This window comes from Acinetobacter sp. 24-47-66, from assembly GCF_056779755.1.
This window is the reverse complement of record NZ_JBWYIL010000002.1, coordinates 166439-180610: the sequence shown is the minus strand read 5'-3', so window position 1 is coordinate 180610 and position 14172 is coordinate 166439. Positions and strand designations below refer to the sequence as shown.

Annotated in this window: 15 protein-coding genes; 8 read left to right on the top strand and 7 right to left on the bottom strand. The window is 38.6% G+C overall.

Translation table 11 applies throughout. The features are described 5' to 3' along the window. Positions 1-33: 33 nt before the first annotated feature. The 4 genes from oxyR to rubA all read right to left on the bottom strand — a co-directional run bounded on the left by oxyR (position 34) and on the right by rubA (position 3374). The gene (gene oxyR / locus AC1M84_RS03165) at positions 34-939 is read right to left on the bottom strand and encodes a LysR family transcriptional regulator OxyR (RefSeq protein ID WP_179997701.1); all 906 of its coding nucleotides are present in this window, start codon (positions 937-939) and stop codon (positions 34-36) included. A gap of 16 nt (positions 940-955) precedes the next feature. Then, a complete protein-coding gene (locus tag AC1M84_RS03160) occupies positions 956-1891 on the bottom strand; it encodes an alpha/beta fold hydrolase (RefSeq protein WP_092766881.1) in 936 nt (311 codons plus the stop codon). A gap of 61 nt (positions 1892-1952) precedes the next feature. Further along, the gene (locus AC1M84_RS03155) at positions 1953-3131 is read right to left on the bottom strand and encodes an NAD(P)/FAD-dependent oxidoreductase (protein ID WP_481594408.1); all 1179 of its coding nucleotides are present in this window, start codon (positions 3129-3131) and stop codon (positions 1953-1955) included. Between the two features lie 78 nt (positions 3132-3209). Beyond that, on the bottom strand, positions 3210-3374 hold the full coding sequence (gene rubA / locus AC1M84_RS03150; RefSeq protein ID WP_000760495.1) for a rubredoxin RubA: 165 nt from the start codon (positions 3372-3374) through the stop codon (positions 3210-3212). Between the two features lie 491 nt (positions 3375-3865). Between rubA and AC1M84_RS03145 the strand changes: the two genes are divergently transcribed. Then, positions 3866-4402: an adenine phosphoribosyltransferase gene (locus tag AC1M84_RS03145; RefSeq protein WP_481594407.1), complete on the top strand. Its 537-nt coding sequence runs from the start codon at positions 3866-3868 to the stop codon at positions 4400-4402. A 31-nt stretch (positions 4403-4433) separates the two neighbouring features. Here the strand turns inward: AC1M84_RS03145 and AC1M84_RS03140 are convergent, their stop codons facing one another. After that, complete coding sequence (locus AC1M84_RS03140) at positions 4434-4946, bottom strand: YqiA/YcfP family alpha/beta fold hydrolase (RefSeq protein WP_179997703.1); 513 nt, start codon at positions 4944-4946, stop codon at positions 4434-4436. A 249-nt stretch (positions 4947-5195) separates the two neighbouring features. On the opposite strand from AC1M84_RS03140, the gene lysS reads away from it, so the two are divergent. Further along, a complete protein-coding gene (gene lysS / locus AC1M84_RS03135; RefSeq protein WP_481594406.1) occupies positions 5196-6725 on the top strand; it encodes a lysine--tRNA ligase in 1530 nt (509 codons plus the stop codon). 302 nt (positions 6726-7027) lie between these two features. Beyond that, on the top strand, positions 7028-8476 hold the full coding sequence (locus AC1M84_RS03130) for a capsule assembly Wzi family protein (protein WP_481594405.1): 1449 nt from the start codon (positions 7028-7030) through the stop codon (positions 8474-8476). 48 nt (positions 8477-8524) lie between these two features. Here the strand turns inward: AC1M84_RS03130 and AC1M84_RS03125 are convergent, their stop codons facing one another. Both AC1M84_RS03125 and AC1M84_RS03120 read right to left on the bottom strand, forming a co-directional pair. Then, positions 8525-9052, bottom strand: a complete 528-nt coding sequence (locus AC1M84_RS03125) for a hypothetical protein (protein WP_481586517.1) — start codon at positions 9050-9052, stop codon at positions 8525-8527. Between the two features lie 15 nt (positions 9053-9067). Continuing rightward, positions 9068-9511, bottom strand: a complete 444-nt coding sequence (locus tag AC1M84_RS03120; RefSeq protein ID WP_481593906.1) for a GNAT family N-acetyltransferase — start codon at positions 9509-9511, stop codon at positions 9068-9070. A 141-nt stretch (positions 9512-9652) separates the two neighbouring features. Here AC1M84_RS03120 and cysD point away from each other — a divergent pair, with 141 nt between their 5' ends. The 5 genes from cysD to AC1M84_RS03095 all read left to right on the top strand — a co-directional run bounded on the left by cysD (position 9653) and on the right by AC1M84_RS03095 (position 14145). Then, a complete protein-coding gene (gene cysD, locus AC1M84_RS03115) occupies positions 9653-10567 on the top strand; it encodes a sulfate adenylyltransferase subunit CysD (protein WP_035266686.1) in 915 nt (304 codons plus the stop codon). A gap of 125 nt (positions 10568-10692) precedes the next feature. Then, on the top strand, positions 10693-12309 hold the full coding sequence (cysN, locus tag AC1M84_RS03110; protein ID WP_481593905.1) for a sulfate adenylyltransferase subunit CysN: 1617 nt from the start codon (positions 10693-10695) through the stop codon (positions 12307-12309). A 120-nt stretch (positions 12310-12429) separates the two neighbouring features. After that, a complete protein-coding gene (locus tag AC1M84_RS03105) occupies positions 12430-12603 on the top strand; it encodes a hypothetical protein (protein ID WP_481594404.1) in 174 nt (57 codons plus the stop codon). 296 nt (positions 12604-12899) lie between these two features. Then, positions 12900-13148, top strand: coding sequence for a DUF2798 domain-containing protein (locus AC1M84_RS03100; protein WP_481594403.1), 249 nt, complete (start codon positions 12900-12902; stop codon positions 13146-13148). A 121-nt stretch (positions 13149-13269) separates the two neighbouring features. Continuing rightward, on the top strand, positions 13270-14145 hold the full coding sequence (locus AC1M84_RS03095) for an SDR family oxidoreductase (RefSeq protein ID WP_481594402.1): 876 nt from the start codon (positions 13270-13272) through the stop codon (positions 14143-14145). The last annotated feature ends 27 nt before the right edge of the window (positions 14146-14172 follow it).

Here is a 14172-nt window from a genome sequence, read left to right as displayed (position 1 = left end):
GGAGCCAAATGGCTCCTTTTTTGAGATGACTTATTAGCAAATATCAGCAGTAATGCGCTGTAGAATTTGTAAAAGGACATCAAATTCGCTTTGCAATGGCGTACTTTTACGTGTCACTAATGACAGAATGCGTGAAGGGGCATTCTCAATTGGTCGGATCACCAATTGATCATTATTTTTCAGCATATGTGTATTTACCGCAATCTGAGGTAGTAATGTAAAGCCCAGATTAGAACTCACCATTTCAACCAAGGTTGGTAATGAGCTCGCTTTAAGACGATGATCATTTTTGCGTTCACCGATAGGGCATACACTTAAAGTATGGTCTCTTAAGCAATGACCTTCTTCAAGTAACATGAGGTGTGTCAAATCAAGATCTTCTAGAGATTTAGCTTGCGACGTTTTGTGGTCAGCTTTATTTGCAACTAAGTACAAACTCTCTTTCGCAACTTCAGCGACTTTTAAGCCACGTGTGTCGAATGGGAGCGCTAACATGATCATGTCTAAATTGCCATGTTCTAGCTTTTCAACCAAATGCTCACTCTGTGCTTCATGAAGATGTAGTTGAATTTTAGGCAGCTCTTTATGAACTTCTTCTAACAATTGCGACAAAATAAATGGTGCAATCGTTGGAATAATTCCTAAATGAAGATCACCAGTAAGTGGTTCGCTCATCTCACGGCTCAGTCGCATGAGATCTTGAGCATCAGCAAGAAGGACACGTGCTCGTGCAACCACTTGCTCACCGAGAGGGGTTAAACGTACATTTTGGCGATCACGTTCAACGAGAACGCCACCCAATAAACGCTCGAGCTCCATAATCCCGCCAGAAAGCGTAGACTGAGTAACGAATGAGCGACGTGCTGCTTCTGTAAAATGCAACGTCTCAGACAGAGTCACGAGATATGACAGCTGTCTTAGGGATGGTAATGCAGCCATAGTGTCCTAGTGTTTATCATTTAAAATGTTTTGCAAACAAACCACTCAGTTGTGGGATGAAATGCGCAGGAATATCATGCCCCATTCCTTCGATTAATTCAAACTTTGCACCTGATATTGCTTTTGATACTGCCTTGCCGTGGCTAAAAGGGAGTAGACGATCCTTTGAGCCATGTACAACCAGTGTTGGCTTTTGAATTTGCTTATCGATAGAAACTAATGAGCCTGTACATAATATTGCTAAAAACTGTTGAAGTACACCCGCTGGATGATAACTACGCTTATATAATTTACGCGCGTTTTGAATAACTTCCAATTGATTGACGTAACCAGGTGAACCAATCGTCTGAATGACTTTAATACTATGATTCACAATGCCATCTTCATCATTCGATGCAGGGCGACCAATAAGACTAAATAATTGTTTTGGAAATGGTGGCGGAAGAAATGGCTGATTATTACTGGTAAATAATAATCCTAGTTTATCTACTTTTTCTGGATATTTTGCTGCCAATATCTGAGCGATCATTCCCCCCATTGATGCACCAATAATATGCGCTTTTTCAAGACCTAATCGCTCAATGAGTAATGCTACATCTTCAGCCATATCATATAAATTGTAAGGAGAGCCTTGATTTCCTAGACCAAAAGCAAATCTACCCATAAGTTTAAATGTATTGAGGCGAGGTCCCTTGTGCTTAATTTTTGTTGAGAGGCCAATATCTCGGTTATCGAAACGAATGACTCTGAAACCTTGGTCTATTAAAGATTTGCAAAAAAAATCTGGCCAAAAAAGCATCTGCGCACCCAGTCCCATGATGAGAATAATCGTAGGATGTTCAGCCTTGCCCCCAACTTCAATATGAAGGTCGATCCCATTGCCTAGACTCACTTTACTTTCTTGCATGAATGGAGCATAAGGTGAAACTTGATATTCTAGTGCGTTATTCATTGTTATTGTGTCCAAACTAAAAGGGTACTTTCATTTGAAAATACCCTAAATCTTCGAATAATTAAACGGCAGCTGGAATTAAATCTGGAACCAGTTTGGTCAATGTTAAACGTTGCTTCGCTGCTGTTGGTCCAAGTAGCACAAATCCACGAAGCGTTGATTCTTGGTCAAGTGCTTTAGCAATCATTCCGTCATCGAGTTCTTCAGTTTCCCAAGTTGCCTCTACACCTTGAGGTACAGGTAATACAGTCAGTGGTGCAGCAGGGGTTTTCACTGCGACTGGCATCGCTGGATAATGAACTTGTGTATTCTCACCAGACAATGTTTTAGCTAAAGCACGTGCTTGTTGCATAATTGGCATGACATACGGAAGCAGTAAACCATTTACTTCTGCACAATCACCTAATGCATAAATATCGGTCTTATTGGTTTCCATTAAAGTGTTAGTCACAATTCCACGGCTGGTATGGATTCCTGCTTCTTGTGCAACTGATGTATTGGGTTGCAGGCCAACAGCGGAAAGAACAACGTCAGCTGTAAAGCTCTGTCCATTTGCAAGCGTTACGATATAGCTTTCGTCTGAATTTTTACTTACACGATCTACAGTGGTGCTTAATGCAAACTGAATACCTGTTTCTTCAAGATTTTGCTGGAAATCATGTGCAACGTGTTCTGGTAGAAGGCGACCCAAAGGTTGTGGGGCAAGATCAATCACAGTCGCTTGATGACCAGTGTTCTGTAAATCGTTGGCAAACTCACACCCAATGAGGCCTGCACCTAAAATGACAACACGCTTGTCTTGTTTAAGGTCGAGCTTAGAGCGAAATTCACGATAATCAATCAGTGAGTTAACTACATGAATATCATCAGCGCCATCACCTGAAATGGCTAATCGAATAGGGTTAGCACCTACAGCTAATATTAATTTGCTGTATATAAGGTTTTCAACTTGTCCATTTTTTGTGTAGGTCAATTGATGATGATCTGCAGAAATTGAAGTTACAGTCGCATGGTGAATAATTTGCATATTCAATTGCGCAGACATTTTCTCAGCGTCACCTAAGGCAATTTGCTCTGGCGCTTTTTTACCGACAAGTGCATTAGATAAAGTTGGTTTTGCATAGTTCACCGCATCATCTGAGCAAATCATAACAAGTGCTTGTTCAGCATTCAGTTTGCGAAACTCTCGCGCTAATGTGTAACCTGCCATGCCAGAGCCAACAATGATGATCGGTTGCATAGTACTCTCCAATACTGATAATTTTTTTAGTAATAAGAAAAAAGACCATATCAAAATGGTCTTTAAAGGAAATCTGAATTAGATTTCAATCATTTCAAAATCTGCTTTTGATACGCCGCAATCTGGGCAAGTCCAATCATCTGGAATATCTTCCCATTTAGTGCCTGCAGCAATGCCATCTTGTGGCCAGCCTTCTGCTTCGTCATAAATCCATCCACAAACGATGCATTGATATTTTTTCATTTGATTCTCCAAAAATACTGACAATTCCATTTATTGGTGTCAGCCAAAATCTTTCTCACACCTAGACTCAAGTGATATGAATTTTTATCGTTCATATTCAAGCAAATTTTTACGCAGTTCGAGGTGGAAAGTAAAGTAAATAACGGAGTTTAGCTGACTAAAAGCGAAGCTGAATGGCAGATTAGGACAAAACGCATGCTAATTATGCTAATGCATGATAGGACTGAGCATTAAATCTTTGAAATATTTGACAAAATTATATGTATTATGATTTAAAAAAAATTGTCAGACTTTTGTCGCGTATTGATTTACCAGCTATTCATATAAAATTTATACTGTTTGTGTTTTATACTTGTCATTTAATTAAAAAATGGTTTATTAAAAATCAATAAGTTATATTGGTTGGTATTTTTTCTTAGCTCATGTTTGCTATATTTTTTGTCAATAATTCGTTAAAATTTACGCATTCTTTTGTCTAATTTTTATCTCCTATGTCTAATTCTTTGTCTACATCATTGTGGTCACACATTCGTACGGTCCAAGATTTTCCCAAACCAGGAATTTGTTTCTTTGATTTAACTCCTTTGTTCATGCAGAGCATTGCACCTTTAACTGATGCCTTAATCGAAAGTATTCCTGCGGAACAATTGGCAGAAGTAGAGAGTTTCGTTGCTGTTGAAGCACGTGGGTTTGTTTTGGCGAGTTTGTTGGCGCAACGTACTGGCAAGGGTTTGTTGTTGGTTCGTAAAGCTGGAAAATTACCACCACCAGTGATTGGTGTGGGTTATAGCCTTGAGTATGGCATGGACCGTTTAGAAATGTCTGCGGATGTACAGGCTCAAAAAGTGATTATTGTTGATGATGTATTGGCCACAGGTGGTACATTAAAAGCAGTTAAGCAATTGATGGATAAATGTCAGCACACTGTTTTAGGGGCGAGTATTTTCCTTGATTTACCAGATTTACACGCGGATTTAGGAATGAATATTTGGTCTGTTTTGGACGATAAATCAAAACCTCAAATTTAAGTCGAAAAGCCTTGTGATTCACAAGGCTTTTTTAATGTGATTGATGATTTGAGTGACTGACTAATCCGATCAGGTAATTCAGGCGATCAGGGTTTTCTAGTTGATGACGACCACCAATAATACTTTCAACGTACATGTATGGCTCTAATAAGTCAGAGGTACTATGCATATCAATCAGTTCATCACCAAGTTCGATATAAGCGATTTGAGATGAGGTTTTGGATTGAAGCTCCTCAATTGTAATCGCTGGATAATCAGGATCAAAAGATGGCATTAGGCTCGGATTTGCAATCACAGCAGGAAGTTGAAATCGATTTGACATCTTTAATGCCCAGTAACCACCTAGACTATGTCCTACTAAAATGTCTGGTTTAATTTTCTCGATCATATCGATATAAAAACGTTCAACAGCAGCGTATTTTAAATTTCGATAATCAACATTAATGCAATATTTATTTTTAGAAAGAATTGCCTGAAACTTGGTAGATTCTCTTGAAGAATCTAATCCATGCATAAACAATACTTTAGGCTCTTGAGTGTTCATAAGTCATCATTAAATCCGTTCTATTTTTTATGATTGTTGAAAGTATACTTTTCCACAATTTATAGGATGATTGTAGAGTGCTGTATTCAAAGTACAACTTAGCTTTTGGTCTAAGAAATGTTCAGACCTAGACTTTAGTGGATGAAATTAAGCGTTTTTCAAATGGCTGATTATTTTTTCTAATGCTCAAGTACTTTGAATTCTGCTATGCTATGCAACTTCTTTTTTAAATAAAATTACGAGGCAGAGATGACGCAACAAAACGCTCAATCGACTTCTGAACAAACCATTTCCGAAAACGATTTAATCGCACAGCGTCATGCCAAGTTAAAACAGATTCAAGATAAGGCTCAAGAGCAGGGTACGAGCCCTTGGCCAAACACGTTTAAGCGTGAACATTATGCACAAGACCTTCAGGATCAGTTTGCTGATAAATCAAAAGAAGAAATTGAAGGCAGTGAAAAAGTTTATGTCAAAGTTGCGGGTCGGGTGATGTTGAACCGCGGTTCGTTCATGGTGATCCAAGACATGACCGGCCGTATTCAGCTTTATGTGGCGCGTAAAGAACTTTCTGCTGAAACACTTGACACCATTAAAGGTTTAGACCTAGGTGATATTATTGCCGTTGAAGGTTACATTGGACGTTCAGGCAAAGGTGATCTTTATGTGCATATTGAACATTTTGAACTCCTCACTAAATCACTCCGTCCTCTTCCAGACAAGTTCCACGGTTTAACAGATACAGAAGTAAAATATCGTAAACGTTATCTTGATTTGATCGTGAACGAAGAAACGCGTAAGACTTTTGAAATTCGAGCAAAAGTAGTTGCTGGTATTCGTAACTTCTTGACTGAAAAACGTTATATGGAAGTTGAAACACCAATGATGCATGTGATTCCAGGTGGTGCTTCTGCGCGTCCATTTGAAACGCATCACAATGCCTTAGACATGCCATTATTCTTACGTATTGCACCAGAACTTTACTTAAAGCGTTTGGTTGTAGGTGGTTTTGAACGTGTGTTTGAGATTAACCGTAACTTCCGTAATGAAGGTGTGTCTACACGTCACAACCCAGAATTCACCATGATCGAATTCTACCAAGCTTATGCAGACTACAAAGACTTGATGGAACTGACAGAGCAAATGCTAGAAAAACTAGCAATTGATATCTTAGGTTCGACAGATGTACCTTATGGCGAAGAAGTGTATAGCTTCAAAGGTCCATTCAAGAAAATCTCAATGTTTGATGCAATTCTTGAACATAACCCACAATTTACACCTGAAAATGTAAATGATCGCGAGTTCTTAGCTGAGTTTGTTAAGAATGAACTTAAAGAGCAAGTGAAGCCAGGTTTTGGTCTAGGTAAGCTTCAAACGATTGTATTTGAGGAAACTGTTGAAACGAAACTTCGTCAACCGACCTTCATTACTGAATATCCTGCGGAAACCTCTCCATTGGCACGTCGTAACGATGACAACCCGCACATTACTGACCGTTTTGAATTCTTCATTGGTGGTCGTGAGCTTGCAAATGGCTTCTCAGAGTTAAATGACCCAATTGACCAGGCTGAGCGTTTCCAAGCACAGGTAGCTGAAAAAGATGCGGGTGATGATGAAGCAATGCACTATGATGCCGACTTCGTTGAGGCGCTTGAATATGGATTACCTCCTACAGCAGGTGAAGGGATTGGTATTGATCGTCTGGTAATGCTATTTGCCAATGCGCCAAGTATTCGCGATGTGATCTTATTCCCACATATGCGTCACAAAAATGCGTAATAGTGAAATTAAAAAAGCCCTTCTTTGAAGGGCTTTTTTAATTTTTCTTAACATAAAATTAAATTTAAATGTTTTTTAGTGTGAGTGTATTTTGAGGTTTTAATCACAAAATATTTAATTAAGGTGATAAAAAAATATAGAAAATTATCATTAAGGCTAATCTGTTTAACCAGCTGTATGTTTATCAAAATATTTATACAATGTTATTAAATGTATCTAATTAAATACTTAATGTAAAGTTAATGGATTTATAAATTAAAAATTCAAATAATCAATAAGATATAATCCTAAATTGATTTGTGATGAACCCGAATAGACTTATAAAAATCCTATCATCGAGCTTACTATTTTCTAGTCCACTGGTGTTTGCCAATGGTATTCTCCTCAACGATGAAAACCTGAGAGATGATTTAAATTGGCTGAATCAACAAGGTGTGATTCAAATAAGCACCTCGACATGGCCGCTAAGTGGTGATGAGGTCCAACGTGCCCTCACCAACGCTAAAATTAACTCCATCGAACAACAAAAGGTTATTCAGGAAGTCGAAAGAGCGATTAAGCAGCAAAATGAAACATTAAAAGTTGATGCTTTCGCGGAGAGTGATCAAAAGAAAATCCCACAATCTTTTGCCGATCATCAAAAAGCACAATATGCGCTTGGTGCAGAGTTAAATCTTGGGGGGCAAAATTGGGATGCGAAGCTCAAAGTTAGAGGTGAAAAAGACCCTCAGATAGACAATGGGCAAGACGTTAACCTAGAAGGCTCATATCTTGCGGGTAAACTTTGGAATCAATGGCTCATTGCTGGTCAGATTCCAACCTACTGGGGGCCTGCACACGATGGTAGTTTGATACGTGGAGATGCAAGTCGACCAGTATATGGTTTCACTCTACAGCGTGCTGAACAGGCTGCTTTTGATCATAAATGGCTCTCATGGATCGGGCCTTGGCAATACCAAGCTTTTGGCGGCCAGTTAGATGATTATAAAGCAGTTCCTGATGCGAAAATTATTGGTTTACGTTTGACCGCACAACCACTACCTTATTTAGAGTTCGGTGCATCACGCATTATTCAATGGGGTGGTGAAGGTCGCCCTGAGGATTTAGGAACTCTCTGGGATGCTTGGATTGGTAAAGATAATGTTTACGGGGATACTGTTAATCCATCTAACCAGATTGCTGGATTTGATGCGCGTTTGAATCTAAGCTATTTATTGAACCAGCCAATCGGCGTCTATGCTCAATACGTGGGGGAAGATGAAGCAGGTGGCTTACCTGCTAAGAAAATGTATCAGGCTGGGGTGGATTATTCTTCATCTTTAAAAAAAATGCCTTATCAGGTTTATGCTGAGTGGGTAGACACCACTACAAATGGGAAGGCCCAAGGAATATCTTATAATCACAGTGTTTATACAGATGGATATTATCAACATGGCTATCCTCTTGCACATGCGATTGGAGGAGATGGTGAGATGATTTCTTTGGGTGGAAATATTCGTTTTGATGCCATGAATAGACTTTCAGGTCGCGTATTATTTGCAAAAGTAAATCAATCAAATCGAGATACCAATGCTGCATTTTCTGAGGAAGATGATATCCAAGCATTAGATTTAACTTGGACGCATTTTGTGAAGCCGAATTTGCCATTAAAGATTAATGGTTGGATTGCAGATTCAGATCGTCATGGTAATGATGCAGGTGCTTCTGTTGGTATTGAAATACCTTTAGATGTCAAAAAACTGGGACGTTAATATTCTTAGATTAGCATTTGAAAAAGCCACCTAAAAAGGTGGCTTTTTTTACATGAGACTTGTTTGTATCCGAACTTTCATTTCTAAGCTAAGTTGCGCGATATAATCCTTCATCCATGGGTAATTCTGTCCCATTGGATTTACTTTAGTGGCTGTGTCTAAAAAACTAAGCTCAGGCTGACTGAATAATTGCTTTTCTAAGCAGTCTTTAAATTGCTCAGCGTTCGCATATAAATCTGTTTCAACTACAAAAAAATGTTTTGGATAATTGTAAAAGGCATAGCACAAATTAAAAGCTTTTTGATTGCCTTTTAAATGACCAATACTAATTTCACTTCTATGATCTTGATTGCTATGTGTAACGCCAATCAAGAACTTTAGTTTTTGATCAGTATGTTCAACAGCAAACTGTAAGCCAATTTGATCAGCAGTTAACTCGTGCTGAACAAAAATATTTAAAGCAGAACCATTTTCAGTAAACGGTTCTTGTAACACTAGAATTTGATGATGCTGATAAATATGACCAGCAATTTGAGCTCGCTCTAAATGTTGTTTAAGAGATTCAAGGCTAAGCATGGGAGATAAAAATAACTAATTTAGAGATTTTTTATATTGAATGAATCCCGTTTCGGTTGCAACACGATTATACAAAAGTCTAGCATTATCATTGCTTTTATGGGTTAACCAATACACTCTATCATAATTATTTTTACATTCGTCATAGCTAAATTCTATTAATTTCCTGGCTAAGCCCTGATTTCTATAATTTGCATCAATAAACAAATCTTGGAGATAACAATAAGGGAGTTTAGTCCAAGTGCTTGCGTGAGAAATGAGATGTACAATTCCGACGACGTTTTGATTTTTTATAATGGCATAGCCAAACATATCGGTTTGCGACGCATCAGATAATCGTTTGAAAGTCAGAGCCGCTTGTTGAGGATTCAATTCGGTCTTGTAGAATTCAAGGTAAGCTGACCAAAGGGGTAACCATTCTTGGTATTTTATATTTGAAAGGCCTGTAATTGTTATCATAATTAGATTGTCTCTTTGCTTATATTCTATTTGAGTATATTAATATAAAAAAACGAGATAAAGCTCTGTTGTCTAAATCACTATAATGAATATAAATTTTCAAAAGTGTCATAAGTACACATATTCTAGCTGGTGTTGTCCATGTCATTAAATGAGGAAAGACTTACTCATCTTAAACAGCTTGAAGCTGAGAGTATTCATATCATTCGCGAAGTTGCTGCAGAATTCGAAAATCCAGTCATGCTTTATTCGATTGGTAAGGACTCGGCAGTTATGCTGCATTTAGCGCTTAAAGCATTCTATCCTGCAAAACTCCCTTTTCCACTGTTACATGTAGATACAGGTTGGAAATTTAAGGACATGATTGCTTTCCGCGACAATATGGCTAAGCAACACGGTTTCGATCTTATCGTCCACCAAAATAAAGAAGGTAAGGATGCTGGGATTAACCCATTTGATCATGGTAGTTCGAAATATACTGATATCATGAAAACTCAGGGTTTAAAACAGGCATTAGATAAATACAAGTTCGATGCTGCATTTGGTGGTGCTCGCCGTGATGAAGAAAAATCACGTGCCAAAGAACGTGTGTATTCATTCCGTGATGATAAACATCGTTGGGATCCTAAAAACCAACGTCCAGAACTTTGGAATCTTTACAATGGTAAAGTGAATAAAGGCGAAAGTATCCGTGTGTTCCCATTGTCGAACTGGACTGAGCTTGATATTTGGCAATATATTTACTTAGAAAGTATTCCACTTGTTCCATTGTACTTGGCGGCAGAACGACCTGTTGTTGAGCGTAGTGGTACATTAATTATGGTGGATGATGAGCGTATGCCTTTAAAAGAAGGTGAAGTTCCACAAATGAAATCGGTTCGTTTCCGTACTTTGGGGTGTTACCCATTGACAGGTGCGGTGGAGTCGACTGCTAACACCTTGCCAGAAATTATCCAAGAAATGTTGCTTGCAACGAGTTCTGAGCGCCAAGGTCGAATGATTGACCATGATGAAGCGGGCTCGATGGAAAAGAAAAAGCAAGAAGGTTACTTCTAGAATCTCTCTTCCGCAGCAGCGCTGCTCATCTCTTTGTAAAAGAGAGGAGTCATCCCCCTTTTTCAAAGGGGGAACGAGGGGGATTCAAATACACCGATTTCAACATATTTGTGGAGCTATGAGCCATGTCTCATCAATCAGATTTGATTAGCCAAGATATCTTGGGTTATTTAAAACAACACGAAAATAAAGACTTATTACGCTTTTTGACTTGCGGTAACGTAGATGATGGTAAATCAACTTTAATTGGTCGTTTACTTTACGATTCAAAATTGATTTATGAAGATCAATTGCAAGCAGTGACACGTGATTCTAAAAAAGTCGGTACAACAGGTGATGCACCTGACTTAGCGTTACTTGTAGATGGTTTACAAGCAGAGCGTGAACAAGGTATTACTATTGATGTAGCTTACCGTTATTTCTCTACAGAAAAACGTAAGTTCATTATTGCCGACACTCCGGGGCATGAACAATACACACGTAACATGGCTACAGGTGCGTCTACGTGTGACCTTGCGATCATTTTAATTGATGCGCGTTACGGTGTTCAAACGCAAACACGTCGTCATACGTATATTGCAAGCTTACTTGGTATTAAGAACATTATTGTTGCGATCAACAAAATGGACTTGGTTGAGTTCTCTGAAGCACGCTTTAATGAGATTCAAACAGAATACGCAGGCTTTGTTGCACAACTTGGCGATCGTAAACCATCTAACATCATCTTTACGCCGATTTCTGCGTTAAATGGTGATAACGTTGTAAACAAATCACCAAATACACCTTGGTACACAGGCGAAACTTTGATGGGTACGCTTGAATCTGTAGAGATTAATCGTACTTCAGCTAAAGCTGACTTCCGTTTCCCTGTACAGTATGTGAACCGTCCTAACCTCGATTTCCGTGGTTTCTGCGGTACGATCGCATTAGGTGATATCAACGTTGGAGATACGATTACTGCGTTGCCATCAGGTAAATCATCTACAGTTAAAGAAATCGTTACTTTTGATGGTAACTTAGAACGTGCAGTTGCTGGTCAAGCAGTGACATTAACGTTAAACGACGAGATTGATATTTCTCGTGGTAACGTACTTGTACGTGCGGATCAAGAAGTACCTTCAATTTCTCGTTCTGTCCAAGCGACTGCTGTATGGATGGCAGATCAACCGCTTGCGATTGGTAAGTTATATAACGTGAAGATTGGTACGCAAACTGTTCCTGCTAAGGTAACAGCAATTAACTTCCGTACAAACGTAAATACGCTTGAAAAAGTTCAAGTTGAAAACTTAGAGCTGAATGCGATTGCGAATGTAACGATTGAATTTGATGCACCAGTCGTATTTGACCGTTACCAAGACAGCCGTTACACAGGTTCATTTATCTTTATTGACCGCCTAAGCAACGTAACTGTTGGTGCAGGTATGGTTGAAGAGGCAGTTGAATGGACTGCACATAATGAGCCTGTAACATCAGAAGCACGTGCGGCGCGTTTGGGTCAAAAACCTGCTGCGGTAACTGTATCAAATGCTGCAATTGTGAATGCACAAGTATTAGAAAGCTTATTGATCCAACAAGGTGTTGTCGCGATTGCTAAAGCTGGTTTAACTGCTGAGCAAGTTGCATTATTACGTGAAACTGGAGTGGTGGTCATTACTGATACTGCAACAGGTACGGATGCAAGTTTTGAAGTAGAAGCTGCTGAAGAATTGGCTGAGAAGATTGTGGAATTGGTTCGTCTTTAAGATTGACTGATTTAAAAAAACCCGCCTGATGGCGGGCTTTTTTATTTAAAATTTAATAACGACCACACTAGTCTTAGTGAGCTAAGATAGGGTAAACATTAACGATAAATTCGAGATATTATGAAAATAGTAGCTTATTTGCTTTTGATGCTCTTAACGGCGTGTGTTAATGCTCCGATACAACAAAAACAACCCAGTAAAGCCTGTTTAGAATACCAACAGATGATGACAGCGCCTATGCCTAGAGAAGCTATGCAAAAACTGCAAAAAAAATGCTTCGAATCTAAAGAATAGAGATTAACGGTAAAATTGAACTAAAAACTTAAAACATTTTCGTAGAGTAGAAAAGCTAAAAAATAAAATCATCGTTTAAAGTTAAATATTTTTTTATTGCTCATGAGTCTTGATTAAGAAGGAAACTAATCCATTCTATTTAATATTCATTTACTAAGAAAAATTATTAAACCATGCCTCAAGGTTCAAAATTTTAACGATATTGGATTAGTTTTGTGTGCTTGAAACTTGAAAAATATAGGAATAGTGATTGCATTGGTGCTAAATTAAATGAGATGAAATGATTAGGCGCTACAATGAATAAAGCATTCCCAAAATTTCACCCCAAACATCTCAATTGGCTGATGCCGTTAATTTTGTCATGTTTGATGAGTGGTTCAATTTCTTTAATTAATATTGTAATGAATCGTGGATTTTTTGATGGGATCTGGGTGGTCTGGATAAAGACGTGGGCAATGTCTTGGTTAATCGCATTTCCATTGATCTTAATATTTTTACCTGTGGTAAGAAAAATCTTAATGCGTTTTGTAAAAACGATACCATAGCCCTTGAATGAAAGGTTTGATTAGCATTTAAAACAACAATTATAAAATTCTATGATCTTGCAACTGTTAAAAAATCGGGATAATTTTGCAAGTTGATAAAAATTACAACCTAAGGATTGGCATGACATATAACTCAGTATTTAAGGAAAACTTATTTCAGAATCAGGTCATCATTGTGACAGGAGGTGGTTCTGGTATTGGACGTTGTACAGCTCATGAGCTTGCATCATTGGATGCACAAGTGATTATTACAGGGCGTACCCAAGAAAAACTCGATAAAGTTGTTGCTGAAATCATGGAGGATGGTGGCAGAGCCTATGGCATCGCTTGTGATAATCGTGATGAAGCACAAGTGAAAGCCATGATTAGCGAAGTAATTGAAAAATTCGGACGAATTGATGGCTTGGTGAATAATGCAGGCGGACAATTTCCAGCGCATTTAGAAAAAATCTCAGCCAATGGATTTGATGCTGTCATTCGAAACAATCTACACGCTACATTCTATCTTATGCGCGAAGCTTACAATCAATGGATGAATAAGCATGGTGGAAGTATTGTCAACATGACTGCTGATATGTGGGGAGGTATGCCGAATATGGGACATTCAGGCGCAGCCCGTGCAGGGGTTGATAATCTGACCAAGACAGCTGCTGTCGAGTGGGGCAAATCTGGAGTTCGTGTGAATGCCGTAGCACCTGGATGGATTTTGTCATCAGGTATGGATACATATACTGGTGAAATGGCTGAAAAAGTGATTCCAAGTATGGCGGAGAAAGTTCCTTTGCAACGCATGGGAACAGAAGCTGAGGTGTCGTCAGCGATCGTCTATTTATTGTCTGAAGCGTCTAAATTTATATCGGGTGTCACGATAAGGATTGATGGCGCAGCTTCTCAAGGCACACGTATATTTCCATTAAGTCCGGCTGAGAATAATCAAGCCTATGATGGATTTCACCGTTCTTTTTTACCCGAAGTGATTCAAAATTTAAAAAAATAAGAAATGCCCAATTGAAGCTTTAAACTT